Origin of the sequence: Vibrio sp. D417a (assembly GCF_030248595.1) — a bacterium.
Lineage (GTDB): Bacteria > Pseudomonadota > Gammaproteobacteria > Enterobacterales > Vibrionaceae > Vibrio > Vibrio alginolyticus.
The window spans coordinates 99,211-124,453 of record NZ_JAHGAM010000017.1; the positions used below are offsets into that span (position 1 = coordinate 99,211).

Consider the following 25,243-nt stretch of genomic DNA (forward strand, 5'->3'; position numbering starts at 1 on the left):
TATCAAAGCGAGCTCATGGGGCAAAGTGAATCACACACTTATAACGTGACATTGTGTGTTTTATCGACATTTTAGTTGTAATTCAAATTTGACAAAAAAAATGACGCAAACGGTTGCTTTTGGTGTTACATCACAAAAACAATTACTATATAATGCGCTCGCAATGACGAGGTGGAATCGGCATAGGTTCGACAGGGCTTATTTTAAGTGTCTGAATTTATTCCAATATCACCTTAATCAATTGCATAAGAGACCTAAGCACATGAGAATTTTGCGTGGCTCCCCAGCTCTTTCTGAGTTTCGTGTTAATAAACTACTGGAACTTTGTCGTGAACAAGATCTGCCTGTAACTGGCATTTATGCCGAGTTTATGCACTTTGCCGATCTAAAGTCAGACCTTGATGACCAAGAGTTAGAAAAACTTGAAAAGTTACTAACTTACGGCCCAACCATCGAAGAGCATGAGCCTGAAGGTCTTCTACTTCTTGTCACGCCTCGTCCTGGCACTATCTCGCCTTGGTCTTCTAAATCTACCGATATCGCTGTTAACTGTGGTCTGGATAAAGTGAAACGTCTAGAGCGTGGTACGGCTTATTATGTCGAGTCTTCAGTTGTTCTATCAGAAGCTCAAGCTGACGCTGTTAAAGCGTTAATTCACGACCGCATGATGGAAACAGTATTCACAGAATTTGAAGCCGCATCAGCATTATTTACTGTTGCAGAGCCTAAGCCTGTCGCACATGTTGATATCTTAGCTGGCGGTCGTCTTGCGCTTGAAGAGGCAAACGTTTCCCTTGGCTTGGCACTCGCAGAAGATGAAATTGATTACTTGGTAGAGAACTTTACTAAGCTTGGGCGTAACCCAAACGACATTGAATTGATGATGTTTGCTCAGGCGAACTCAGAGCATTGTCGCCACAAAATTTTTAACGCAGATTGGACTATCGACGGGGTAGATCAACCTAAGTCTTTGTTCAACATGATCAAAAACACTTTTGAAACGACACCTGACTATGTACTGTCTGCATACAAAGACAACGCAGCCGTTATGACAGGTTCTAAAGCGGGGCGTTTCTTCCCTGACCCTAAATCTCGTCAATACACGTACCACCATGAAGATACGCACATCTTGATGAAGGTAGAAACGCACAACCACCCAACGGCAATCTCTCCATGGCCGGGCGCATCGACTGGCTCAGGCGGTGAAATCCGTGACGAAGGCGCGACGGGTATCGGCGGTAAGCCAAAAGCGGGTCTGGTTGGTTTTACAACCTCTAACTTACGTATTCCTGGTTTTGAACAGCCATGGGAAACCGACTTCGGCAAGCCGGGTCGTATTGTAAATGCGTTAGACATCATGCTTGAAGGCCCTCTAGGAGGCGCGGCATTCAACAACGAATTTGGTCGTCCAAATCTATTGGGTTACTTCCGTACTTACGAAGAAAAAGTCACTTCTCATGCGGGTGAAGAAATTCGTGGTTACCACAAACCAATCATGATTGCTGGTGGTATGGGTAACATCCGCGATGAACACGTGCAGAAGAAAGAGATCCCTGTAGGTGCGAGCCTAATCGTACTTGGTGGTCCGGCAATGAACATCGGTCTTGGTGGTGGTGCGGCATCTTCCATGGCATCTGGTCAGTCAGCAGAAGATCTGGACTTCGCTTCAGTACAGCGTGAAAACCCAGAGATGGAACGTCGCTGTCAGGAAGTGATCGACCGTTGTTGGCAGTTAGGCGACGACAACCCAATCGCATTTATCCACGATGTGGGTGCAGGCGGTATCTCTAACGCATTGCCTGAACTTGTCGACGACGGTGAGCGTGGCGGTAAGTTCCAATTACGCGATGTACCAAACGATGAGCCGGGCATGAGCCCACTGGAAATCTGGTGTAACGAATCACAGGAACGTTACGTTCTAGCGGTAGCGCCAGAAAACATGGAAGCATTCGACGCCATCTGTAAGCGTGAACGCGCACCGTATGCAGTGGTGGGTGTGGCGACAGAAGAGCGTCATCTAACGCTAGAAGATTCTCACTTCGACAATACGCCGATCGATATGCCAATGGATATCCTGCTTGGTAAGCCACCGAAGATGCACCGCGACGCAACCACACTAAAAGTGGAAAGCCCTGCCATTGTTCGTGATGGTATTGAGCTTAATGAAGCGGTGGATCGCGTACTTCGTCTTCCTGCTGTTGCAGAAAAAACATTCCTAATTACTATCGGTGACCGAACAGTAACGGGTCTGGTTGCTCGTGATCAAATGGTTGGTCCTTGGCAGGTACCAGTAGCAAACTGCGCAGTAACAGCGGCAAGCTACGACACTTACCATGGCGAAGCAATGTCGATGGGTGAGCGCACGCCAGTTGCATTACTAGACTTTGGTGCATCGGCTCGCCTAGCCGTTGGTGAGTCACTAACGAACATTGCGGCAACAGACATCGGTGATATTAAACATATTAAACTGTCTGCGAACTGGATGTCTCCAGCGGGTCACCCAGGTGAAGATGCGGGTCTTTACGAAGCAGTGAAAGCGGTTGGTGAAGAATTGTGTCCTGCGTTAGGTTTGACTATCCCAGTTGGTAAAGACTCCATGTCGATGAAAACCAAGTGGGAAGAAAACGGCGAGAGCAAAGAAGTCACTTCTCCACTGTCGCTAGTTATCACGGCATTTGGTCGTGTGGAAGACGTACGTAAGACCGTGACTCCACAACTATGCACTGACAAAGGAGATACCTCTCTAGTTCTTGTTGACTTGGGTAACGGAAAAAACCGCTTAGGTGCGACAGCATTGGCACAAGTATACAAACAGCTGGGTGACAAACCTGCTGACGTAGATAATGCAGAGCAGCTAAAAGGCTTCTTTGATGCAATGCAAGCGTTAGTACGTGATAACAAGCTAGTGGCTTACCACGATAAAGGCGACGGCGGTCTGTTTGTTACACTGGCTGAGATGGCGTTTGCGGGTCACTGTGGCGTAAAAGCGAACATCGCAGAGCTGGGTGATGATGCGCTAGCCGTTCTATTTAACGAAGAGCTAGGTGCGGTTGTTCAAGTTAAGAATGATGATCTAGATTCAGTTCTATCTACTCTGGCGGCAAACGGCTTACAGGCATGCTCACATGTGATTGGTTCTGTTGAAGCTTCAGACGACTTTGTTATCACTTCTGGTGATGCTGTTATGCTTGAACGTTCACGTACCGAACTACGCGTTATCTGGGCTGAAACAACGCATAAGATGCAAGGTCTACGTGATAACCCAGCGTGTGCAGACCAAGAGCACGAAGCTAAGAAAGATAACTCTGACCCGGGTCTAAACGTTAAGCTCAGCTTCGACGTAAATGAAGACGTTGCAGCACCGTACATTGCGAAAGGTGCTAAACCTAAGATGGCAATTCTACGTGAGCAGGGCGTTAACTCCCACGTCGAAATGGCAGCAGCGTTTGACAGAGCTGGTTTTGAAGCAACCGACATCCATATGAGCGATATCCTAACAGGCCAAGCGGTACTGGATGAATACCATGGCCTAGTAGCTTGTGGTGGCTTCTCTTACGGCGACGTACTAGGTGCGGGTGAAGGTTGGGCTAAGTCTATCCTGTTTAACGCACAAGCTCGTGAACAGTTCCAAGCCTTCTTCAACCGTGAAGAGACGTTCTCTTTAGGTGTATGTAACGGTTGTCAGATGCTATCAAACCTGAAAGAGCTGATCCCAGGTGCAGACTTGTGGCCACGTTTTGTGCGCAACGAATCTGAGCGTTTTGAAGCGCGCTTTAGTCTAGTTGAAGTTCAGAAATCTGATTCTGTATTCTTCGACGGAATGGCTGGTTCGCGCATGCCAATCGCGGTTTCCCACGGTGAAGGGCGTGTAGAAGTACGTGATGCAGAGCACCTAGCAGCGATTGAAGCATCAGGTACGGTTGCGGTTCGTTACGTGGATAACCTCGGTAACCCAACACAACAATACCCGAACAACCCGAATGGTTCGCCAAATGCGATTACCGGTTTAACAACAGCAGACGGTCGCGTAACTATCATGATGCCTCACCCAGAGCGCGTATTCCGCACAGTTGCGAACTCTTGGGCTCCGGAAGGTTGGGGTGAAAATGGCGCTTGGATGCGTATGTTCCAAAATGCCCGTAAGAATATCGGTTAATTAACCAAAGGTTAATCTAGCTTAAGTAAAGCGTTGGTTGAGAGACCAGCGCTTTCTTTTTTCTTCGTCGCTCTTTCTAGTGACTTGGCGAAACGTTGCTTTGTTCTGCCTCTTCTTTGTCATCTATTATCTAGCGTAAAAAACTTGCAGCGTTTAGATTACTTTTATGCTCTAATACCGCGCTTACCAAGGGATGGTGTTAAACAGCTCAGCTTAGATGGAGTTATCAAGTTGACCGAATCCCTGATTGATCCCTAAATCCCTTAGGAAATGAAAGAAATGTCTAAGAATCCAAAATTTGCTATCCGCGTCACTGAAAAACGTAACGGCTGGAGCGCAGAAATCACTCGCCAAGTGACATCTCGTAAGACTGTAGTATCAAAGCGTGAAACAGGCTTTGACAGCGAAGAGAAAGCACAAGCTTGGGCTGAACAAGAACTGGCTGGATTTATCCAAAACCAAGTGGTTCGTAACGAGCGTAAAGCAGCGCAACGTCAAGAGCGTGAAGCAGAACAACTAGCGGCAAAAGTTCGTAAAGAAGAAGCCCGCAAAGCACGTGAAACCGAAGTAGACACTGACGAAGAATAAGTTTAAATCGGTGAGATGGTGACGTTACCCATCAAACAAATAGTGAAAATGCCCTGAGTTTTGTCTCAGGGCATTTTTTATTTATATCGGCTAAAAACAATCCGATGATACGGACAGGCTAAACGTGCCGTCTTCAGGGGCTGCAAATTGTTTATTGCCAGGAAGAAGGTGAGGGTTATTAGCATAAGTGCGATGTATCGATTTGACCTTTGCAGAATGTCTTTCCGGTAAATCAAAGTGTTGTAAGCCGTCAGATAGATCGTTTGCTTCACCGTAGTCGAAATGTGTTGCGACGTCTTTGGGCTGCTTGGCGTAACGACAGTGATCCGGCTTACCATCTTCGTGCCAAGTTAAAGAGTTAGTTTTTGCATCTAGATTCAGGTTATTTGCTGTTGGCTGTGCGTAAAAATCTTCTGAAACTTGGTGCTTGCTTTGTTCTTGTAAGTAACCTGCAATGTTCTCAGAAGCTTGCGCTAGGCTACCTACAGGGAAGAAGCAAATCAGAAGAAGCCGTGTTTTTAGATTGTTCATAATGTGTATGCAAGCAAAAGGAAATGATAATACTGATAAATAAAACGGCGTGCAATTATGGCCATTGGATACGATATAACAGGGCAGTTAATGTCTGCCCTGCATCTTTTAGGTATGGTTAGTATTGATAAGTGAGGTGCAGTTTGACTTCGCGACCAGGCGAAGGCACGCCATTAGATAGGTATGCTTCGTAGTAACGATCGGTTAAGTTTTTCACAACCGCGCCAACGCTCAAGCCTTCGACTTGTTGTATTTCCCAAACCACGTAAGCGTTTTGTAGCGTGTATTGCTCACTTGGCGATTTCACTTTTAAATTGTTACCGCTTGCCTTGGTTTTGGTTTGCGCATCATACCAACGGACTTCCCAGCCCGCACGTAAACCAGGAATCCATTCGTAACCTAAACCCAGATTAATGTTTAATGGCGGTACATCAGGATGATCATCATCTGAACCTGTAGAGTCAGATAGGCTACCTTTGTTTTTGCCGCGAATGTAACTTGCTGAGAAATTACTGTAGAAATCTTCAATCCGGTATTGTGAAATTAGCTCAAAGCCATAGTTTTTAAAGCCATCTAGGTTTGTATTCCAGCTTTGTAACTCAGTAGTATTTTTGTCGAGGTTTTCGCCCGTTCGTATATCAACTGTGTCGCTAACATCGTTATAGAACATAGTTAACTCTGTTGCGAGGTTATCGCGAGAGTTCACCAGCCCTTCCGTTAAGTTGATAACGCTTGCTTGATAAGCATGGATACGAGACACGTCCAGATTCAAAGCAGTAGCCGTAGCGGTAGCTCGCGCATATTGCACTGAGTAGATGTTATCAACGGTTGGTGCTTTTAAAGCGTAGGCGTAGGAGGCGTTTAAACGCGTATTATTGCTCGCATCAAAGTCGATATCCAAACGTGGGCTAAAGCCTTTATGCGTCGTTTCACCGTAGTTATGTCCGGCAGCTGGATCATTATAATCCGGCGCTGCGTTCCCTTTTCCTTCACTCTTGATGTATTCGTAACGCAGAGAAGGTGTGATTGTTAGGCGGTCTGTTGCTTGATAGTGATCAGCAATGTAAGCGGCATAAATTGACTGCGTGCCAGATGGTTCGTAGTAAGGGGTGTACCAACCGTAGTTTTTCGCTTCATTACTGTCGTATGATGCGTTGAATACTAACGAGTCTCTATCGGTTTTTTGATATTGAAGCCCAGTGACTAGAGTGTGGTCTCCGAATTGCGCTTGGTTAAACACATCAACGTAATCACGCTCGTAACTCAGCCATGACTCATGACCGTAACTGCCAACAGAAACGAACATTTTCTCGAATGCTACGTCAGGGCGAACCCAATGACGATCGTTTTCGGAACGTGCCATTTTGATATTGAAATCAATATACGGGTTAGTCGGCATGTAGTGGTAAGAGATGGTCGTGGTGTTGTCCGTGTATTTGTTATCGACGGTGTAAGCGTATTGGGCTTTTTCTAATGAGCCGTATTTCTTGATATTGTATTCGGTGATGTTAGGCATTTTTCCGCGGCGGTTAGCCCAAGGTTTACGACCTTCATCTTTGTAGCGAGTGTGGCTAATTTCAAACTCGTGATCGTTATTTTCATAACCGACCTTTACGAGCATGTTTTCTTGCTCATAACCTGAGTAATCCAGCGTTTCACCACCTCCGACTTTAATGTCATCAGAATCTTTTACCGAGCCATTCGCTAGAAAATAAAAACCAGTATCGTTTTTACCATAGAGTGTTAGCGTGTAGGCGTTCTCATCGCCGTTGGTGTTGTATGCACTTGAGATGCGGGCACCAAAGTTTCTTTCGCCGTACAGGAGATCATCGACACTTTTGGTTTTAATGCGAATGGAGCCACCAAACTTCCCGTTGAGTGCTCGATAGTCGTGCGCGCCCTTGATAATTTCTGCTTCGCCAATTAAGAACGGATCAAAAAAGAAGGTACCGTAGCGGTATTGTTGAAAGCCAATTGGAGCGCCATCGACAAAGACGGCGATATCGCTTGGATCATCAAAACCACGAATGTTAATACGTTCGCCACCAGAACGACCGCCACCATCTATTGATGCACCGGGAACGGCATCGATCATTGAGGCAAAATTAGAGTACTGTTGCTCTTCAATCTCTGACCAATTAATGGTGGTTTGCGCAGGCTCAGCAATGGTAATAGGTTTGGCATAACGAACGCCTATGACTTCAAGCTCTTCATTTGGCGCTGTCTCGGCATATGAATAAAGAGGGAAGAGCAAAGCCAGTGAAATGAGATTTACTTTGAATGGATGACTTTTTAATCGTTTCATATTGATGATTTATAGTGTTTTTATGAAGCTGGGATTATAAGAACATTATTACGATTAATAAATGATAATGAGATTAATTATCAAATGTGTTTTTGCGACGGATTGTAAAGTTTTTTATCCATTCGTGGAAACTACGATAAGTATCGTTAGCGTACATAAAACAAAAAGCCCAGCATCATGGACGCTGAGCTTATTGGTTTTAAACAAGATAGTGCGAGCACTGTTGCCCCTTTTGAGCTAATCAGGCGCCTACTTGGTAGGAATTACTGAGTTTCTAACGGTATCTGTCCGGTGGTCAGCGGCTCGGCATCGAATTCAGTGAGGCCTTCAATATAGCTTTCGACTGCTTGCTCTAAAGCATTATCACCTTGGTTAAAATAGGCAAGGTGGAAAATTGCATCGCCTTCGTTCACCAATGGTAATGTTTGTTGACCGATAACCAAACCACGCTTCGGGGCTTTTAGTTCTATCTCATCATGACCAAGAGGAGAGCTAATATAAGCGAGCGTTTCCCCCTGTTCTACTTTGTCTCCCAGATTAACGACAGTACGCAAAATGCCGTTACCTGACGCGCGAACCCAGCTGGTGGACTTCGCTATGATAGGCTCAGGCAGCTTTTTCCTGCTCGCACGCAACATACCAATGGCTTGCATTACGCGCCGAACCCCGAGTACACCAGCGCTTATCGAAAGTGGATCAAAACGCAATGCTTCGCCAGCTTCGTAGGTGAGCACTGGAATATCGCATTTTTCTGCTTCACTGCGTAAAGAGCCATCACGCAATGCTGAATCAACAATCACTGGCGTCGAAAATGCTTGAGCAATACGTAGAGTTTCTGGGTTGCTTAAGTTTGCGCGAATCTGTGGCAAGTTCGTGCGATGAATTGCCCCTGTGTGTAGATCCAAAATGTAGTCACAACGCTTGGCAATGTTGTTAAAGAACCCGTGTGCCATACGAGATGCAAGTGCGCCTTTTTCACTGCCAGGAAAGCAACGGTTGAGATCTCGTCGGTCGGGCAAGTAACGAGATTTATGGATGAAACCAAAAACGTTAACGATAGGTACTGCAATGACAGTGCCTTTCAGTTTTTGTGGTTCCAGTTGGTTAATGATCTGACGAACGATTTCTACGCCATTAAGCTCATCACCATGGATAGCGGCATTCACCATTAACACTGGTCCTTCTTGTTTCCCATGGATGATTTCCACAGGAATAGATAAAGGCGAATGTGTATATAGCTTCGCTGCTTCAAATTCGATCTCTAATCGTTGTCCTGGTTGTATTTGATGTCCTAAGAGCTCAAACACTTTGCTTTTTTTACTTCTGGCCATAAACCATCTCTGTCAAATGCGTCATCAGCAATGTAACAATTGCTGCAAAATCGCACTAATCATTCTCATTAAGGACACGACAAATTACTTTAATCGTCATGCGTGAAATTTTGGTATGTGTGAAGTTTTTGTTTTCAATATGATCTTTTCTATCAGTTTAATACATAACAAGCCATAGAGAAGAGAGCGCAATAATAGCCTTAAAAAATGTGACTGTATTAAAAATAATACTGTTCATGGAGGACAAAAAAACGGACTTTTAACCCTACTTTTTATCCGATAATATCCGCGCCGAATTTGAGGTTTCACACTTTCTAACTAGAGGTTTTGATGAAAAAGGCAATTGCTAAAATTGGTGCATTGACTGCGGTAGCAGTTTCACTTTCAGGTTGCGTAGGTAGTAATGCCGTGACAGGTTATGTCATGGGGTTTAACTTGAAAGCTGTTGACAACCGTTACGCTCGAGGTGGCCTAAATATGCTTTTAGCGCCTGTTTATGGTGTCGCGATCGCAGCGGATTATATCGTGTTTAACTCTCTAGAATTTTGGACGGGTAAGAACCCGTTAAATGGTAAGCCACATATCTTCGATACAAAGGTAGATACTTACATTGATGTCAATCACCAGTTAGATAAATCGTTAACGACGGCACCAATTGCACCATTAGCGGATAACCGTGTCATTGAGCAGGGGCGAATGCAGCAAATCGATGAGAACACTGTTCAAATGGATATTACTTACAGTAACGGTGAAAAGGCGACACTCTTGGGTGTACGCGATGGTGAGTTTGTTACTTACTACATTGATGGTGAAGTTGTTGCACAAACCTCAATGGATGAATTAGCCGCTTACGCGCAAAACCGTGTGTAGTTGGGTTCAACTAAACCAAAAAAAGGGTGCCGTATGGCACCCTTTGTCGTTTTTCGTGATTGAATTATGCTTTCTCTGGAATCGCTTCTAAAAGCGCGACCATCTGATCCCAGTACAACTGAACAGTATCAATCTTCACTTTCTCATCTGGAGAGTGAGGGAATTTTATTGTTGGACCGAAAGAAACCATATCCATGTGTGGGTATGGTTCTTTAAATAGGCCACACTCAAGACCAGCATGGATGACCATGATGTTCGGCTTATGACCGTAAATGCCTTCATACATATCACGGAAAATTGCCATGATCTCGGAATCTGCATCTGGCTTCCAGCCAGGGTAAGCGCCTGAGAACTGAATTTGTGCGCCTGCTAGCTCAGTAATCGAGCGCAGCATGCTTTCCACTTGGCTACGGCCAGAGTCAATGAGAGAACGAATCAAGCAAAGCACGGTGACTTTATTTTCTTCTGTGCTGATCACACCAACGTTTAGAGAAGTTTCAACAACGCCTTCCACCTCATCACTCATACGGATTACGCCGTTTGGACAAGCGTTAAGTGCCGCAATGAATCGTTGCTGATCGGCGATTGAAAATACTTGCGCGTCAGTCGTGATCGCTTCATTAAAGGTTACGATACCTGTTTCGATTTTACCCAATTCAGTTTTAAGCAGCTCAGTGTAGTGGTTGAACAGCTCAGCAAGTTTGTCTTGGTTTTCGACAGGAAGCGCGACAGTAACAAACGCTTCGCGAGGGATTGCATTACGTAAGCTACCACCACGGAATTCGACTAAACGTAAATCAAGCTCTTGAGCATGACCGGCAAGGAAACGACCAAGTAATTTGTTGGCATTACCGCGACCTGTGTGAATGTCACAACCTGAGTGACCACCTTTTAGGCCTTTCAGCGTCAGTTGGCGTGTTACAAAACCTGCAGGCGTTGATTCTCGAGAAATATCGAAAGTCATGGTGCCATCAACGCCACCTGCACAACCCATGTAGACTTCGCCTTCTTGCTCAGAGTCTGTATTTAGAAGAATCTCACCCTCTAACCAACCAGCTTCAAGGCCAAATGCGCCAGTCATGCCTGCTTCTTCATCAATCGTCAGCAGAACTTCGAGTGGACCGTGCTTAATATCTTTAGATGCCAATACAGCAAGGCAAGAAGCCATACCAATACCGTTATCTGCACCAAGCGTCGTGCCTTTCGCAGTTACCCATTCGCCATCGATGTAAGGTTGGATTGGATCTTTGGTGAAGTCGTGTTCAGTGTCTTCGTTTTTCTGCGGCACCATGTCGATGTGTGCTTGAAGTACAACAGCCTTCTTATTTTCCATTCCTGGTGTCGCGGGCTTTTTGATGAACACGTTACCGGTTGGATCACGGCGAACGTCAAAGCCTTGCTCTGTTGCCCAGTTGATAATGTACTGTGCTAATGCTTCTTCATGTTTCGATGGATGAGGGATAGAACAAATCTTATCGAAAAACTGCCAAAGTGGAGCAGGTGATAAGGTACTGATCTCAGAATGGAACTCAGACACGGAGGACTCCTTTTGATGTGCTTTGCCAAATATATACCGTAAAAATATTGTCAAGGTAGCATTAAATGCTAGACGATTTGGCCTTCAAATTGCCGTTAGCATACCACCAGATAAGGAGTACGAGTAGTCGCGATCACAAGGATTTCTCTCAGAACTGTCACAGTTTGTGAATACAATAACAAGCACTATGTGTTCTCTATCATACATTCTGAAAGTGGCTTTATTTTTTAATTCATAAAATTGTAATTTAATTACATATAAACTTTGATAAAGGTCAATTTATGTATTTTTTGTGATTCCAATCACTAAAATGCTTGTAATTAAATTTCTTGGTGGTATATTTGTAACCAGCTTCTGAGAGAAGAATGAAATGCTCAAAGGATGAGTCCGTTTTATCGCCTCCAAGGAACCGAGAAATCAACGAATGTTTAATTGATTTAAAAGGTGATAGTTATGAAAGGTTTACCAAGTACAATGTTCTGGAATAGCAAGTCTGTTTACACCGGTAACTTTGTATACCCAACAAGCTTTGGCTACTAAGTGAAGTCAACGCATGTGACTCGAACAGTTTGTTCACCCCTATAAATTGGAATTTTTTTTCAGTGATAGTGCTGACATGATTCACCGCCACCCAAATTGGGTGGCGTTTTTTTATCTCTATTTTCTCTTCCTGACTCACTTATTGCCATCAAAGCCTTCTTCTATTCCCCATTCTTCGGTTTTATCGACTTTTCCATCAAATCTGTTAGATACCATGTTAAAAATGGGCCTTTTTCATCTGAAAGTTTAGTACATTGCTCAGTTTTTATTCTCTTTTAGGGAACTGTGTTATCTAGGTTACCTATTGTTTTGTAAGAATATATTCCTTTGCCTACTTTGATAGGTTAGAGAATGTGTTTCATATCCAAAGAAAAAAAACGCATTAGAGTGAAGATTCTATCTAGAATTTGCTATTTGATAACTTTATAATTCCCGCCAATCGATTACGCAACCGTTTACTTTTTTACCTTTACAGGATTCGATCATGCTCGAGAGGCTTTTTAAACTCAGTGAAAATGGCACAAATGTGCGTACTGAGATCATTGCAGGTGTTACGACCTTCCTAACTATGGCTTACATTATTTTTGTAAACCCAGCGATCCTGTCGGATACCGGTATGGACCGTGGTGCCATTTTTGTCGCGACTTGTCTTGCTGCCGCAATCGGCTGTTTTATCATGGGATTTGTTGCCAATTACCCAATCGCACAGGCACCAGGAATGGGCCTGAACGCATTTTTTACTTACTCTGTTGTATTGGGAATGGGTTATACGTGGCAAGTTGCGTTGGCGGCTGTATTTGTTTCTGGCCTTCTGTTCATTCTTTTAAGCGTATTTAAGATCCGTGAGTGGATTATTAACTCGATACCGCATTCTCTACGAACAGGTATTTCAGCTGGTATTGGTCTTTTCTTAGCGTTTATCGCATTAAAAAATGCAGGTATCGTCGTTGATAACCCAGCGACATTAGTTTCTATGGGAGAGATCACATCATTGCCATCTGTATTGGCCGCGATTGGCTTCTTTCTTACGATTGCACTGGTTCACCGTGGTGTGAAAGGTGCGGTGATGATCGCCATTCTTGGCGTTACAGCGCTTGGTCTTCTATTTGGTGATGTGCAGTGGGGCGGTATTATGTCAACGCCACCAAGCATTGCGCCAACTTTCATGCAACTGGATTTCTCTGGTTTGTTTGAAGTAGGCATGATTTCCGTCGTATTTGCTTTCCTATTTGTCGATTTATTTGACACCGCAGGTACGCTCGTTGGCGTTTCTCAAAAAGCAGGTCTAACTGATGAGAATGGCAACATCCCTCGTTTAAACAAAGCGTTACTTGCAGACTCAACAGCAACGTCAGTAGGTGCATTACTTGGTACCTCTAACACGACATCTTATATTGAAAGCGTTTCTGGTGTGGCTGCGGGTGGGCGTACTGGTCTAACAGCCGTGGTTGTTGGTGTACTGTTCCTACTTGCTCTATTGTTCTCACCACTTGCGGGTATGATCCCTGCTTATGCAACGTCAGGTGCGCTATTCTATGTGGCGATCTTGATGCTGTCTGGGCTAGTAAGCATTGATTGGCGTGACTTAACTGAAGCGTCGCCAGTTGTTGTGACTTGTTTGGTGATGCCGCTAACATTCTCGATTGCAGAAGGTATCACGTTAGGCTTTATCGCATACGCGGCGATCAAATTATTTAGCGGCAAGGGCCGTGAAGTGTCGATGAGTGTATGGGTGATGTCAGCCATCTTCATCGTTAAATACCTCGTCGGTTAATTTCTCGAGCAAAAAGCCAGTGTGGATTTATTCACGCTGGCTTTTTCTTTTTTACGTTGTTCACAGAAGACGGTTTTTCTGCGGAATAGGCAGAGAATTTTGATATCACCGTTGGTATTAGCGGTGTGTTTCGGTAGAATAATCGTTTGCGCAGCTTGAAATCCTCGTCTCCAAACATTTTGGAGAAGTTAGTGAGCATTCCGCTTTTGAGTGACTTCGCTAGATTTTGAGGATGCATATTTTCAAATTATTAGGTTATTACAATGAGTAAAAAATTCATTATCACTTGGGATGCAATGCAGACTTACTGCCGTGAACTGGCTGAAAAACAAATGCCAGCTGAGCAATGGAAAGGAATTTGGGCGGTAAGCCGCGGCGGTTTGGTTCCTGGCGCTATTTTGGCTCGTGAACTGGGTATTCGTTACGTTGATACAATCTGTATTTCAAGCTACGACCATGATCATCAGCGCGATATGACGGTACTAAAAGCACCTGAAGGTGATGGCGAAGGTTACCTAATCGTTGAAGACCTAGTAGACAGTGGTGATACAGCGCGCAAACTACGTGAGATGTATCCAAAAGCGAAAATGATCGCTGTGTGTGCGAAACCATCAGGCAAAGAGCTGCTGGATGATTACGTTGTAGATATTGCTCAAGACACTTGGATCGAGCAGCCTTGGGATATGTCAATCCAGTATGCTGAGCCAGTAAACCGCAAGCAAAAATAAACGCGGTTAAAGAATATTGAGAAATGCCCCTTTATAGGGGCATTTTTTTTATTATGATATTAAATCATGCTAATAGCCTAGGGTTCTTCCTATGTCTGAAGACGTCAGTAAAAATCTTTCCGAAACTTTGTTCGTGAAACATAAGCAAGCAAAAGAAACCTCCGCGCTTACCCAGTACATGCCGACCAGTAAAAAAATACTTGATGAACGAGAAGCGCAAGGTGATCGTGCTTGGTATCGTCATTTGCGTCGCTTGCAATGGGCTTGGCAAGGATTGTCTCCGATCGAAATGGAAGGCGTACTGTCCAAAATTGCTTCATCTTCTCACTCGCGAACCAATGATGATTGGTTAGACACTGTAATGGGTTATCACAGTGGTAACTGGACATTTGAGTGGATCAAGCTTGGTATGGATCATCAGAAGCGAGCAAATGAAATGCAAGGAGAAGAGGCAGCGGATGAACTCTTCACTGCTTCTTTGTGTTTTAGTATTGCAGGCTACCCACATTTAAAAAATGACAACTTGGCATCGCAAGCTCAAGTTCTGGCAAACAAAGCGTATTCTGACGGCGCAGAAAAAACTAAGTACACCATCAAGCAAATTGAAGTGCCTTACCAAAATCGCAAAATCATCGCGAACCTCCATTTACCAAGAACGGATAAACAGTTGCCTGTGGTAATGGTGAGCGCTGGTTTGGATACCCTACAAACCGACATGTGGCGTTTGTTCCGTAATCGTCTTGCACCGCGAGATATTGCGATGTTAACCGTGGACATGCCTTCGGTAGGGCATAGCTCTCATTGGCCCTTGACCGAGAATTCAAGTTGCCTACATCAAGCGGTATTGAATGAGCTTTACTCGCTACCTTGGGTTGATCATCACAAAGTGGGGTTAGTTGGGTTTCGTTTTGGTGGTAATGCAATGATCAGACTCTCTTTTGTCGAGCAGGAAAAGATCAAAGCTTGTGTCGCTCTAGGCGCACCCGTACATGATATTTTTACTTCCCCTCAGAAGTTACAAAAAATGCCGAAGATGTATTTAGATCTTTTGGCTTCCCGTTTGGGGAAAAATGCGGTTGATATTAATAGCATGGCTGGTCAGATGATGGCGTGGTCATTGAAGGTTCAGGGCTTCCTGAGCAGTCGAAAAACCAAAGTGCCTATTTTGGCTTTGAGTCTTGAAGGCGATCCAGTGTCGCCACACAGTGATAATCAACTTGTTGCTCTATTTAGCCAGTATGGTAGAGCAAAAAAAATCAGTTCCAAAACAATTACAAAAGGATATGAGCAATCCCTCGATTTAGCCATAAAGTGGCTAGAAGATGAATTATTAGGGTGACAATTCTCCTAAATTAGTTAAGAGTGATATATCTGAGCAAAAAATAAGCTCATGATAATTAAAAATAATAATCATTCTTGGGTGTTTACTTTTAACTATGAAAACGGAGATTCATATGTCAGAGACGACTCAGGGCCCGACTCACTTTCGCTTGATGTCAAAGTTGAAGGCGATAGGGCCTTACCTGCGCGAACCACAATCGCAAGAAGGGCGCTATTATTTTGATTGTTTATCTGTATGTGTAGACGACAAAAAATCGCCTGAGAAGCGTGAATTTTGGGGCTGGTGGATGGATTTGGAATCCATCGAGGGAGGCTTTACTGCTAAATATCATATTGGCAAGTACAACAAAGAAGGGCAATGGGTATCTGAAGCCCTTCCCAAAAAAGTAGTAGAGGAAGTGTATCTCACGCAGAGCACATTCCATCAAAAGCTGGTTGATACTTTAGAAGAACACTTCAAATTAGAAGTCGAATATCACACGGAGTCTTTCGATTTCGCTTAATTTGGTTGTTTTCATTTAATACCAAACAAAAAGGTGCGAAAACGCACCTTTTCTCTTGTTAATTCCCTATTTGATTGTTAAAACATCCTCTCTTTATTTGTTTTTCACTTCAGAAGACATCATGACAACGAATCAACAAAATGCAGTTGTTTCACAACCACAAACTGTCGTTGTGAAACTGGGTACAAGTGTGCTGACAGGCGGCACTCTGGCACTCGACCGTGCACACATGGTTGAGTTAGCACGCCAGTGTGCTGAGCTTAAAAAACAAGGCCATTCAATCGTAATGGTTTCGTCTGGTGCGATTGCAGCAGGCCGTGAGCATCTTGGTTACCCCGCATTGCCCAACGAGATGGCGAGTAAGCAGTTACTTGCCGCGGTGGGGCAGAGTCGCTTGATTCAAACATGGGAGTCTTTGTTTGGTATTTATGGTATCAAGATCGGCCAAATGCTACTAACCCGTGCCGATTTAGAAGATCGTGAGCGATTCCTTAACGCGCGCGACACTATTAATGCGCTCGTTGCGAACGATATTGTTCCTATCGTAAACGAAAATGATGCCGTTGCGACTAGCGAGATTAAAGTTGGCGATAACGACAACCTTTCCGCTTTGGTAGGCATTTTATGTGGTGCAGATAAGCTCTTGCTTTTAACTGACCAAAAAGGTCTGTTTACTGCTGACCCTCGTAAAGATCCGAACGCAGAGCTTATCAAGGAAGTAAAAACCATCGACGATACGCTGCGTAAAATCGCAGGTGGAAGCGGTACAACATTGGGTACTGGTGGTATGGCAACGAAGCTGCAAGCCGCAGACATCGCTCGCCGCGCAGGTATAGAGGTTATTATTGCTGCTGGTAGTGCGCCGAATGTTATCTTTGACTCTTTAAGTGCTGAACCTCAGGGCACGCGCTTCCTACCTTGCGCTGAAGCCTTAGAGAATCGTAAACGCTGGATTCTAGCGGGACCTGCGGCATCGGGCGACATCGTTATTGATGATGGTGCAGTCAATGCTGTGGTCGGCAAGGGCAGTAGCCTACTTGCTAAAGGGGTCATCAAAGTTAGTGGTGACTTCGCACGAGGCGAAGTGGCGCGTGTAACAAACACTCACGGTAAGTTGGTGGCTCGTGGCATCAGCGCCTACTCAAGTGATGACCTAACTAAAATTACTGGTAAGCACAGTAAAGATATCATCTCTATTTTGGGTCATGATTATGGCTCTGAGGTGATTCACCGCGATGATTTGGTCGTCATTCAGGAATAGAATTAGAGGGAAGCAAAGTGGATTTAACGAATATGGGTAAAGCTGCTAAAGATGCAGCTTTCGAATTAGCGACAGCGTCAACTGCGCAAAAGAACCAAGCATTAGCCATCATCGCTGATGAGCTAGAAGCAAACTCCGCTGCTATTTTGGCGGCAAACGCTAAAGACATCGAACTTGGCCGTGAAGCGGGTTTAACCGATGCGCTGCTCGATCGCCTTTTGCTTAATGAAGAACGATTGACTGCAATTGCGAATGATGTTCGCAACGTCATTAGCTTGAACGATCCTGTAGGCAGCGAAATAGACAGTAAGGTACTGGAAAATGGGATGTCACTGTCTCGTCGTCGCGTGCCGCTTGGTGTCGTAGGCGTAATTTATGAAGCGCGTCCAAACGTAACCATTGATATCGCAGCGTTGTGCTTGAAAACCGGCAACGCAAGCATTTTACGTGGTGGCAAAGAGACCTTTTTCTCGAATATGGAATTAGTGAAGGTTATTCAGTCTGCGCTCGCAAAGGCGAACCTTCCAGCCGCTTCTGTGCAGTACATTGAAAAACCAGATCGTGAGCTTGTTTCTCAATTGCTTAAGTTGGACGATTACGTCGACATGATCATTCCACGCGGTGGTGCTGGCCTACACAAAATGTGTAAAGAAAACAGCACGATTCCGGTGATTATTGGTGGCTTTGGTATCAGCCATATCTTTGTCGACGAATCCGCTGATCTAGAGAAATCCCTGAATGTGGTTGAAAACTCTAAAGTTCAACGTCCATCTGCGTGTAACTCATTAGATACGCTGCTCGTGCATGAAAAAATTGCAGCGCAATTCCTACCAATGATCGTAGAGCGCATGAACGATAAAGTGACCTTCGTGACAGAGCCTAAGGCAAAAGCACTGATGGCTCAAGCAACACAAATTCGCGATGCTGTTGAAGGTGACTTTGATACTGAATGGTTGAGCTACACTCTTGGTGTAAAAGTTGTGTCTGATGTGAAAGATGCCATTGATCATATGCGTGTCCATAACGCGAGCCACTCAGATGCGATCATGACCAATAGTTTGGAAAACTCAGAACTGTTCATCAATTCTGTCGGTTCGGCGGCGGTTTATGTGAATGCTTCAACGCGCTTTACAGACGGTGCGCAATTTGGCCTTGGTGCAGAAGTCGCAGTATCTACGCAAAAGCTACATGCACGCGGTCCGATGGGCTTAGAAGAGCTAACTAGCTACAAGTGGGTTGGTAAAGCGAACTACTTAGCACGCAGTTAACACATTCGACGAGATCTTGAGTGAAAAAGGGGCCTTTGCGCCCCTTTTTGTTTTGTCTAACATACCAATTCCGCTACACTACATGAGCTTTTATTTCGGTTTGAAAGCGTTATACCCAAATAGCTTTAATAGAGTCCGTATAACCATGAACGCGTGGTTATCCGTGATTGCTCATGAGGTTATTTTGGTATAGATATGGAGGTGATATGCATTGTCCTTTTTGTTCCGAGAACGATACCAAAGTTATTGATTCCCGCTTAGTGGCTGATGGCCATCAAGTTCGACGTCGCCGTCAGTGCTTGGCGTGTAGCGAGCGTTTCACTACGTTTGAAAGCGCAGAGTTAGTGATGCCTAAAGTGATCAAATCGAATGGCAACCGTGAACCATTTGATGAAGATAAAATGGTTGGCGGTATTCAACGCGCTTTAGAGAAACGCCCAGTGAGTGCCGATTCTATAGAGTTAGCGATCAGTATGATCAAATCACAACTGCGTGCGACGGGTGAGCGAGAGGTTCCGAGTGAAATGATTGGTAATTTAGTCATGGACCAGCTCAAAGAGCTCGATAAGGTGGCTTACATTCGTTTCGCTTCCGTTTACCGCAGCTTTGAAGATATTCGCGAATTTGGCGAAGAGATTGCCCGCCTAGAAGACTGAGTAGCTCATGACTCAACACACTCCTGAAAGAGCGTTTTCTGATTTAGATTTCGCCATGATGTCACGAGCTATTAAGTTAGCGAAACGTGGCATTTACACCACCGCCCCTAATCCAAATGTAGGGTGTGTCATCGTTCGTGATGAAGAAATTGTCGGTGAAGGCTATCACCATCGTGCTGGTGAGCCGCATGCCGAAGTGCACGCGATGCGCATGGCGGGTGAAAAAGCAGCTGGTGCAACCGCTTATGTGACGCTAGAACCTTGCTCTCATTACGGCCGTACACCGCCATGTGCCGAAGGGCTGATTAAAGCCAAAGTGGCACGTGTGGTTTGCGCCATGGTAGACCCAAACCCGAAAGTTGCAGGTCGCGGCATCCAGATGTTACGTGATGCCGGAATTGAAGTACAAATCGGCTTGTTAGAGCAAGATGCCCTTGCCCTTAACCCTGGTTTTATAAAGTACATGCGCACAGGCATGCCGTTTGTTCAATTAAAAATGGCAGCCAGTTTGGATGGGCAAAGCGCACTCAATAATGGTCAGAGCCAATGGATCACCTCCCCAGCGGCCCGCCAAGATGTGCAGCGTTATCGAGCAATGAGTGGTGGCATTCTTTCTACTAGCAAAACGGTGATTGATGACAATGCATCACTCAACGTGCGCTGGGATGACTTACCTAATAGTGTTCAAGCGCAGTATTTACAAGAAGAGCTTCGTCAACCAGTACGTGTAATCTTAGATCGTCAGAACCATTTAACTGATGCGCTCAAGCTGTTCCATACCGATGGAGAGCGAGTTATTGTTCGCTCTGATGGAGACTGTATCCCTCTATTGGACAGCGCTGACCAAATTGACTTATCAACGACATTAAAACGTATCTCTGATGAGCACCATATCAATCACTTATGGGTTGAAGCTGGAGCTACGCTAGCGAGTGCGATGATAAAGGCTAACCTTGTAGATGAGCTCATTGTTTACCTTGCGCCAAAACTCATGGGCAGCGATGGTCGGGGGCTTATCGGTGCTTTAGGGTTAAGCGCTATGGCTGACGTCATAGATTTAAACATTACAGACGTTCGTATGGTTGGGGTAGACATTCGCATCACCGCCACCATAAAACGCAATGAAATTAGATAAGAAATAGTATGTTTACAGGAATAGTAGAAGCAGTTGGCAAGTTAGCTGCGATTACGCCGAAGGGCGAAGACATCACCGTCACGGTTGAAACGGGTACGCTTGATATGTCAGACGTTAAGTTAGGCGATAGCATTGCGACCAATGGTGTTTGCTTAACGGTAGTTGACTTCGGAAGCCACTATTACAGTGCTGATCTGTCATTAGAAACCTTGAAGAAAACTGGGTTTGCTGATTACCAAGTAGGCGATAAGGTGAATCTAGAAAAAGCCATGTTGCCAACAACGCGATTGGGTGGACATATCGTTTCTGGCCATGTCGATGGGGTTGGTGAAATTGTCGAACGCAATTCAGTTGGCCGTGCGATAGAGTTTTGGGTTGCAATGCCTGCGGAAATTAGCAAGTACGTTGCAGAGAAAGGCTCGATTACTGTTGATGGTATTAGCCTAACCGTCAACGACTTACGTAAAAATGCTTTTAAGCTGACGATCGTTCCTCATACGAGTGAAGAAACTACGATTGACCAGTTTCAAGTGGGGCGCAAAGTCAACTTAGAAGTTGATGTACTTGCGCGTTATATGGAGCGTTTACTGCAAGGACAACAAGAAGATAAGGCCGAGTCTCGTATCACGATGGACTTTTTACAGCAAAACGGTTTTGCATAAGTCTTGGGAGTGGCTGCGTGAGGCATGCGATAAAGAGCAGACTCACAGAACACCGCGAGATTCATTGACTTGCTTGATGCAAAGCTCAAACTATTGACCTAACTAGCATTCACTGCAACGTAATTTTTCATTGCTGTCGCAATAACAAATTTAGAATAACGGGATAACAGACTATGCCAATCAGTACGCCACAAGAAATTATTGATGATATTCGCGCAGGCAAAATGGTCATTCTAATGGATGATGAAGACCGCGAGAATGAAGGTGACTTGATCATGGCTGCCGAGCATATTACGCCGGAAGCCATCAACTTTATGGCAACCTATGGCCGTGGCCTGATTTGTTTAACCATGACCAAAGATCGTTGCGAAAGTCTAGGTCTGCCACCAATGGTGCAAGACAATAATGCGCAATACACCACCAACTTTACTGTTTCGATTGAGGCAGCAGAAGGGGTAACGACGGGTATTTCAGCCGCAGATCGCGCACGTACCGTTCAAGCAGCAGTCGCGCCAAACGCTAAAGCTGCGGATTTGGTGCAGCCTGGTCACATCTTCCCTCTCGCAGCTCAAGACGGCGGTGTACTGACTCGTGCAGGTCACACTGAAGCTGGCTGTGATTTGGCTCGTCTTGCTGGTTTAGAGCCAGCATCGGTGATTGTTGAGATCTTAAATGACGACGGCACGATGGCTCGTCGCCCAGATCTAGAGATCTTTGCAGAGAAGCACGGTATTAAATTGGGCACTATTGCCGACCTAATAGAGTACCGCAATAACACTGAGACAACGATTGAACGTGTGGCAGAGTGCAAGTTACCGACAGAGTTTGGCGAGTTCACGTTAGTCACGTACAAAGACACCATTGATAACCAAGTGCACTACGCAATGTGCAAGGGCGATTTGAAAGAAAAAGCGCCACTGGTTCGCGTTCATCTTCAAGACGTTTTTACCGACTTACTACGTAGCGATCGTAATGCAGAGCGCAGCTGGACACTAGATAAGGCAATGAAACGCATTGGTGAAGAAGGCGGTGTGCTGGTTGTTCTTGGCCATGAAGAATCGACCGATCTACTTATTCATCGCGTGAAGATGTTCGAAGCGCAAGACAAAGGTGAAGCCCCAACGCTTGCTAAAAAACAAGGCACGTCTCGCCGTGTTGGCGTTGGTTCACAGATTCTTGCGGATCTCGGTGTACATGATATGCGCCTTCTGTCATCGACCAACAAAAAGTACCACGCGTTAGGTGGTTTTGGTCTGAACGTTGTTGAGTACGTCTGCGAGTAACAACCGAACAATAAGTTCCTAGTCTTTGACGTGCTTAACTCGTCAATGGCTAGGAACCGGTGATTTGCCTCCAATTTCCATTAGATATTGCTCACAAATTTGTGCTAGAATCCGGCGATTCTCACTTGATGAACATATTTCACTTATAAATAGAGTTAAAGGAAAGCTTATGAAAGTGATCGAGGGTGGCTTCCCAGCGCCAAATGCAAAAATTGCTATCGTTATTTCTCGTTTCAACAGTTTTATTAACGAAAGCCTACTTTCTGGTGCGATCGATACACTAAAGCGTCACGGACAAGTAAGCGAAGACAACATCACGGTTGTGCGTTGTCCAGGTGCCGTAGAACTACCTCTAGTAGCTCAGCGTGTTGCTAAAACTGGCAAATTCGACGCTATTGTTTCTCTAGGGTCTGTTATTCGCGGTGGAACGCCTCACTTTGACTATGTTTGTAGTGAAATGAACAAAGGTCTAGCACAAGTGTCTATGGAATTCAGCATTCCAGTAGCATTTGGTGTTTTGACTGTTGATACGATCGATCAAGCGATTGAACGCGCAGGAACCAAGGCTGGTAATAAAGGTGCAGAGGCTGCACTAAGCGCACTTGAAATGATTAATGTACTATCTGAAATTGATTCCTAATGGGGGCCAGTGTGAAACCAGCCGCACGTCGTAACGCACGTCAATTCGCTCTACAGGCGATCTACTCATGGCAAATTACTAAAGAGAATGTTGCCAAGATTGAAGAACAGTTTTTGTCTGGCGACAAATACGATGAAGAAGAACTTCATGCATCTGAGCCAGCGCTTGCTGCTCCAGAGACAGACGTAGCTTACTTCCGTGAACTATTAAGCGGTGTTGTACTTAGCCACGCTGAGCTAGATAGCAAAATTCGTCCATACATCTCTCGTCCTATGCAGGATTTAGATATGATGGAACTTGCTCTTCTTCGCCTTGCTATGTACGAGATGACTCGTCGCGAAGATGTTCCTTACAAAGTTGTTATCAATGAAGCGATTGAACTTGCAAAAGTTTTCGCAGCAGAAGATAGCCACAAGTTTGTGAATGGTGTACTTGATAAAGCAGCACCTCACATTCGTAAGAAATAACGATTTCTTCAATGAAAAGGTCAGCACATGCTGACCTTTTTTGTATCAAAAGCTTTTACATCAAAAAGTAAGTGAATTATGTCTGGTGAATTTAATCTGATAGACAAGTACTTCGTCGGTCGTCAGAGCCAACGTAAAGATGTCCATCTAGCCGCTGGTGATGATTGTGCTTTGGTCAAAGCGCCAGCTAATGTTCAGATTGCGATTAGCACGGATACATTGGTAGCTGGAACGCATTTCTTAGCCGACGCGAACCCAGCATGGGTCGCACACAAAGCATTGGCTTCTAACATCAGTGATTTGGCGGCGATGGGCGCAACGCCTGCGTGGGTGAGCTTTGCATTAACGATGCCTGAGCCAGATGAAGAATGGCTTGCTCCTTTCTGTGATGCATTTTTCGAACTGGCTGATTACTATGGTATTCAGTTAATAGGCGGTGATACCACCAAAGGGCCATTGTGTCTGACACTCACGGTGCAAGGTTTTGTACCTGAAGACAAAGCGCTCACGCGATCCGGCGCAAAGCCTGGGGATTGGGTGTATGTGACGGGAAACCTTGGCGATGCAAAAGCTGGCTTGGATGTGATTCTAGATGACTCTCTGCGCAGCAGAGCCGGCGCGGAAGCACTAGAGCGAGCTCATTACCTTAGTTCTCCGCGTGTGCTTGCTGGACAAGCTCTTGTTGGCTTAGCCTCTTCTGCGATAGATATTTCAGATGGTTTAATCTCTGATATTAAGCACATTTTACAGCGATCTCAGGTTGGGGTGAGTATTGATGTCTCTCAGCTACCGATCTCTTCAGAATTAGTCCAGTTTTTAGATGATAAGATCAGCGCGCAGCAGTATGCTTTAGCAAGTGGCGAAGAATACGAGTTGTGTTTTACCGTGCCGGAGCAAAATCGAGGCTCGTTACAAAGCGCTTTGTCTCATACTGGCTGTAAGGTCACATGTATTGGTCAAATCCGACCAAATGGAACCTTCGAGCTGCATGATAACAATCAACCACTTGATTGGGACTTAAGTGGCTTCGACCACTTTAAATGATCTGAGCTAAGCTCTAGCCAAGAGCCTGTTACTATTGAGTAACTCGCAGGCATGACGATTGAAACCAAACTAGCAGTATAGGTTTAAGGATATGACCAACCCTCTTTCTCTGATTTCATTAAAGAACCCGTGGCATCTATTGGCGACGGGTTTTGGCAGTGGATTATCCCCGTTTATCCCTGGAACAATGGGCACACTGGCGGCCGTGCCTTTCTTTTTGTTGTTGGCACAATTACCATTTACGGCGTATGTCATTGTTGTTCTGATTTCGTGTGTGATCGGCATTCAAATATGCCAAGTGACGTCTGCAGACATGAAAGTTCATGATCATGGTTCAATCGTATGGGATGAGTTTGCAGGCTTTTGGATTACGATGAGCATTGTACCTGCACTGAATATTCCACTCACTGAATGGAAGTGGTTGATCACTGGCTTCATCTTATTCCGTTTTTTCGATATGGTAAAACCTTGGCCAATTGGGTGGCTAGATAAGCGAGTTCACGGTGGGCTGGGTATTATGGTTGATGATATCGTGGCGGGAGTTATGGCCGGTGTTGCCCTGTTTCTAGTCGCAAAATATGCGGGCTGGATGAATTAAACGTTGACCGTAAAAAAAGGGATGC

Annotated in this window: 21 protein-coding genes; 17 read left to right on the forward strand and 4 right to left on the reverse strand. The window is 45.0% G+C overall.

Annotation, left to right across the window (positions count from 1 at the left end; all coding sequences use genetic code 11):
- The first annotated feature begins 262 nt into the window (after positions 1-262).
- Both purL and KI742_RS16820 read left to right on the forward strand, forming a co-directional pair.
- Positions 263-4,156 (forward strand): phosphoribosylformylglycinamidine synthase, encoded by a 3,894-nt coding sequence (gene purL, locus KI742_RS16815; protein WP_285385689.1) that lies wholly within the window; start codon positions 263-265, stop codon positions 4,154-4,156.
- Between the two features lie 279 nt (positions 4,157-4,435).
- Positions 4,436-4,744 carry a DUF3622 domain-containing protein gene (locus KI742_RS16820; protein ID WP_025998700.1) on the forward strand — a complete coding sequence of 103 codons (309 nt, stop codon included), beginning with the start codon at positions 4,436-4,438 and terminating at the stop codon, positions 4,742-4,744.
- 90 nt (positions 4,745-4,834) lie between these two features.
- Here the strand turns inward: KI742_RS16820 and KI742_RS16825 are convergent, their stop codons facing one another.
- From KI742_RS16825 to KI742_RS16835, 3 genes are all read right to left on the reverse strand, one after another.
- Positions 4,835-5,275 carry a DNA-directed RNA polymerase subunit beta gene (locus KI742_RS16825; RefSeq protein ID WP_222712425.1) on the reverse strand — a complete coding sequence of 147 codons (441 nt, stop codon included), beginning with the start codon at positions 5,273-5,275 and terminating at the stop codon, positions 4,835-4,837.
- 118 nt (positions 5,276-5,393) lie between these two features.
- Positions 5,394-7,580 carry a TonB-dependent receptor domain-containing protein gene (locus tag KI742_RS16830; RefSeq protein WP_158157274.1) on the reverse strand — a complete coding sequence of 729 codons (2,187 nt, stop codon included), beginning with the start codon at positions 7,578-7,580 and terminating at the stop codon, positions 5,394-5,396.
- 263 nt (positions 7,581-7,843) lie between these two features.
- Positions 7,844-8,911, reverse strand: a complete 1,068-nt coding sequence (locus tag KI742_RS16835) for a succinylglutamate desuccinylase/aspartoacylase family protein (protein WP_285385688.1) — start codon at positions 8,909-8,911, stop codon at positions 7,844-7,846.
- 330 nt (positions 8,912-9,241) lie between these two features.
- Here KI742_RS16835 and KI742_RS16840 point away from each other — a divergent pair, with 330 nt between their 5' ends.
- On the forward strand, positions 9,242-9,781 hold the full coding sequence (locus tag KI742_RS16840; RefSeq protein WP_248487409.1) for a DUF3332 domain-containing protein: 540 nt from the start codon (positions 9,242-9,244) through the stop codon (positions 9,779-9,781).
- A gap of 64 nt (positions 9,782-9,845) precedes the next feature.
- Here the strand turns inward: KI742_RS16840 and KI742_RS16845 are convergent, their stop codons facing one another.
- Positions 9,846-11,318 (reverse strand): aminoacyl-histidine dipeptidase, encoded by a 1,473-nt coding sequence (locus KI742_RS16845; RefSeq protein ID WP_005381594.1) that lies wholly within the window; start codon positions 11,316-11,318, stop codon positions 9,846-9,848.
- A gap of 1,024 nt (positions 11,319-12,342) precedes the next feature.
- Between KI742_RS16845 and KI742_RS16850 the strand changes: the two genes are divergently transcribed.
- From KI742_RS16850 to pgpA, 14 genes are all read left to right on the forward strand, one after another.
- The gene (locus KI742_RS16850) at positions 12,343-13,632 is read left to right on the forward strand and encodes an NCS2 family permease (RefSeq protein WP_005381592.1); all 1,290 of its coding nucleotides are present in this window, start codon (positions 12,343-12,345) and stop codon (positions 13,630-13,632) included.
- A 263-nt stretch (positions 13,633-13,895) separates the two neighbouring features.
- Positions 13,896-14,360 carry an oxytetracycline resistance phosphoribosyltransferase domain-containing protein Tet(34) gene (tet(34), locus tag KI742_RS16855; protein ID WP_005381590.1) on the forward strand — a complete coding sequence of 155 codons (465 nt, stop codon included), beginning with the start codon at positions 13,896-13,898 and terminating at the stop codon, positions 14,358-14,360.
- Positions 14,361-14,451: 91 nt separating this feature from the next.
- Positions 14,452-15,699, forward strand: a complete 1,248-nt coding sequence (gene frsA, locus KI742_RS16860) for an esterase FrsA (RefSeq protein ID WP_005381586.1) — start codon at positions 14,452-14,454, stop codon at positions 15,697-15,699.
- Positions 15,700-15,814: 115 nt separating this feature from the next.
- On the forward strand, positions 15,815-16,204 hold the full coding sequence (gene crl, locus KI742_RS16865; RefSeq protein WP_005381584.1) for a sigma factor-binding protein Crl: 390 nt from the start codon (positions 15,815-15,817) through the stop codon (positions 16,202-16,204).
- A 121-nt stretch (positions 16,205-16,325) separates the two neighbouring features.
- Positions 16,326-17,465 (forward strand): glutamate 5-kinase, encoded by a 1,140-nt coding sequence (proB, locus tag KI742_RS16870; protein ID WP_137281755.1) that lies wholly within the window; start codon positions 16,326-16,328, stop codon positions 17,463-17,465.
- A 17-nt stretch (positions 17,466-17,482) separates the two neighbouring features.
- Positions 17,483-18,733 (forward strand): glutamate-5-semialdehyde dehydrogenase, encoded by a 1,251-nt coding sequence (locus KI742_RS16875; RefSeq protein ID WP_104978847.1) that lies wholly within the window; start codon positions 17,483-17,485, stop codon positions 18,731-18,733.
- Positions 18,734-18,939: 206 nt separating this feature from the next.
- On the forward strand, positions 18,940-19,389 hold the full coding sequence (gene nrdR, locus KI742_RS16880; RefSeq protein ID WP_005381578.1) for a transcriptional regulator NrdR: 450 nt from the start codon (positions 18,940-18,942) through the stop codon (positions 19,387-19,389).
- A gap of 7 nt (positions 19,390-19,396) precedes the next feature.
- Positions 19,397-20,524, forward strand: a complete 1,128-nt coding sequence (gene ribD, locus KI742_RS16885) for a bifunctional diaminohydroxyphosphoribosylaminopyrimidine deaminase/5-amino-6-(5-phosphoribosylamino)uracil reductase RibD (protein ID WP_285385684.1) — start codon at positions 19,397-19,399, stop codon at positions 20,522-20,524.
- 8 nt (positions 20,525-20,532) lie between these two features.
- A complete protein-coding gene (locus tag KI742_RS16890) occupies positions 20,533-21,186 on the forward strand; it encodes a riboflavin synthase (RefSeq protein ID WP_005383626.1) in 654 nt (217 codons plus the stop codon).
- Positions 21,187-21,359: 173 nt separating this feature from the next.
- On the forward strand, positions 21,360-22,469 hold the full coding sequence (gene ribBA / locus KI742_RS16895; protein WP_005381573.1) for a bifunctional 3,4-dihydroxy-2-butanone-4-phosphate synthase/GTP cyclohydrolase II: 1,110 nt from the start codon (positions 21,360-21,362) through the stop codon (positions 22,467-22,469).
- A gap of 169 nt (positions 22,470-22,638) precedes the next feature.
- The gene (ribE, locus tag KI742_RS16900; RefSeq protein WP_005381572.1) at positions 22,639-23,109 is read left to right on the forward strand and encodes a 6,7-dimethyl-8-ribityllumazine synthase; all 471 of its coding nucleotides are present in this window, start codon (positions 22,639-22,641) and stop codon (positions 23,107-23,109) included.
- Complete coding sequence (gene nusB / locus KI742_RS16905; RefSeq protein WP_005381571.1) at positions 23,109-23,576, forward strand: transcription antitermination factor NusB; 468 nt, start codon at positions 23,109-23,111, stop codon at positions 23,574-23,576. Before ribE ends, nusB begins: the two co-directional genes overlap by 1 nt.
- A gap of 78 nt (positions 23,577-23,654) precedes the next feature.
- Entirely contained in the window at positions 23,655-24,620 is a 966-nt protein-coding gene (gene thiL / locus KI742_RS16910; RefSeq protein WP_005381570.1) for a thiamine-phosphate kinase, read from the forward strand.
- Positions 24,621-24,711: 91 nt separating this feature from the next.
- Positions 24,712-25,218, forward strand: coding sequence for a phosphatidylglycerophosphatase A (pgpA, locus tag KI742_RS16915; protein ID WP_031780838.1), 507 nt, complete (start codon positions 24,712-24,714; stop codon positions 25,216-25,218).
- Positions 25,219-25,243 lie beyond the last annotated feature (25 nt).

Bases quoted from the DNA above. Each gene is read 5' to 3' on its own strand.
- frsA (WP_005381586.1), top strand. From the start codon at position 14,452: ATGTCTGAAGACGTCAGTAAAAATCTTTCCGAAACTTTGTTCGTGAAA.
- KI742_RS16850 (WP_005381592.1), top strand. From the start codon at position 12,343: ATGCTCGAGAGGCTTTTTAAACTCAGTGAAAATGGCACAAATGTGCGT.
- ribE (WP_005381572.1), top strand. From the start codon at position 22,639: ATGAAAGTGATCGAGGGTGGCTTCCCAGCGCCAAATGCAAAAATTGCT.
- KI742_RS16840 (WP_248487409.1), top strand. From the start codon at position 9,242: ATGAAAAAGGCAATTGCTAAAATTGGTGCATTGACTGCGGTAGCAGTT.
- proB (WP_137281755.1), top strand. From the start codon at position 16,326: ATGACAACGAATCAACAAAATGCAGTTGTTTCACAACCACAAACTGTC.
- purL (WP_285385689.1), top strand. From the start codon at position 263: ATGAGAATTTTGCGTGGCTCCCCAGCTCTTTCTGAGTTTCGTGTTAAT.
- KI742_RS16830 (WP_158157274.1), bottom strand. From the start codon at position 7,580: ATGAAACGATTAAAAAGTCATCCATTCAAAGTAAATCTCATTTCACTG.
- nusB (WP_005381571.1), top strand. From the start codon at position 23,109: ATGGGGGCCAGTGTGAAACCAGCCGCACGTCGTAACGCACGTCAATTC.
- crl (WP_005381584.1), top strand. From the start codon at position 15,815: ATGTCAGAGACGACTCAGGGCCCGACTCACTTTCGCTTGATGTCAAAG.
- KI742_RS16825 (WP_222712425.1), bottom strand. From the start codon at position 5,275: ATGAACAATCTAAAAACACGGCTTCTTCTGATTTGCTTCTTCCCTGTA.
- thiL (WP_005381570.1), top strand. From the start codon at position 23,655: ATGTCTGGTGAATTTAATCTGATAGACAAGTACTTCGTCGGTCGTCAG.
- pgpA (WP_031780838.1), top strand. From the start codon at position 24,712: ATGACCAACCCTCTTTCTCTGATTTCATTAAAGAACCCGTGGCATCTA.
- KI742_RS16820 (WP_025998700.1), top strand. From the start codon at position 4,436: ATGTCTAAGAATCCAAAATTTGCTATCCGCGTCACTGAAAAACGTAAC.
- KI742_RS16890 (WP_005383626.1), top strand. From the start codon at position 20,533: ATGTTTACAGGAATAGTAGAAGCAGTTGGCAAGTTAGCTGCGATTACG.
- ribD (WP_285385684.1), top strand. From the start codon at position 19,397: ATGACTCAACACACTCCTGAAAGAGCGTTTTCTGATTTAGATTTCGCC.
- ribBA (WP_005381573.1), top strand. From the start codon at position 21,360: ATGCCAATCAGTACGCCACAAGAAATTATTGATGATATTCGCGCAGGC.
- KI742_RS16835 (WP_285385688.1), bottom strand. From the start codon at position 8,911: ATGGCCAGAAGTAAAAAAAGCAAAGTGTTTGAGCTCTTAGGACATCAA.
- nrdR (WP_005381578.1), top strand. From the start codon at position 18,940: ATGCATTGTCCTTTTTGTTCCGAGAACGATACCAAAGTTATTGATTCC.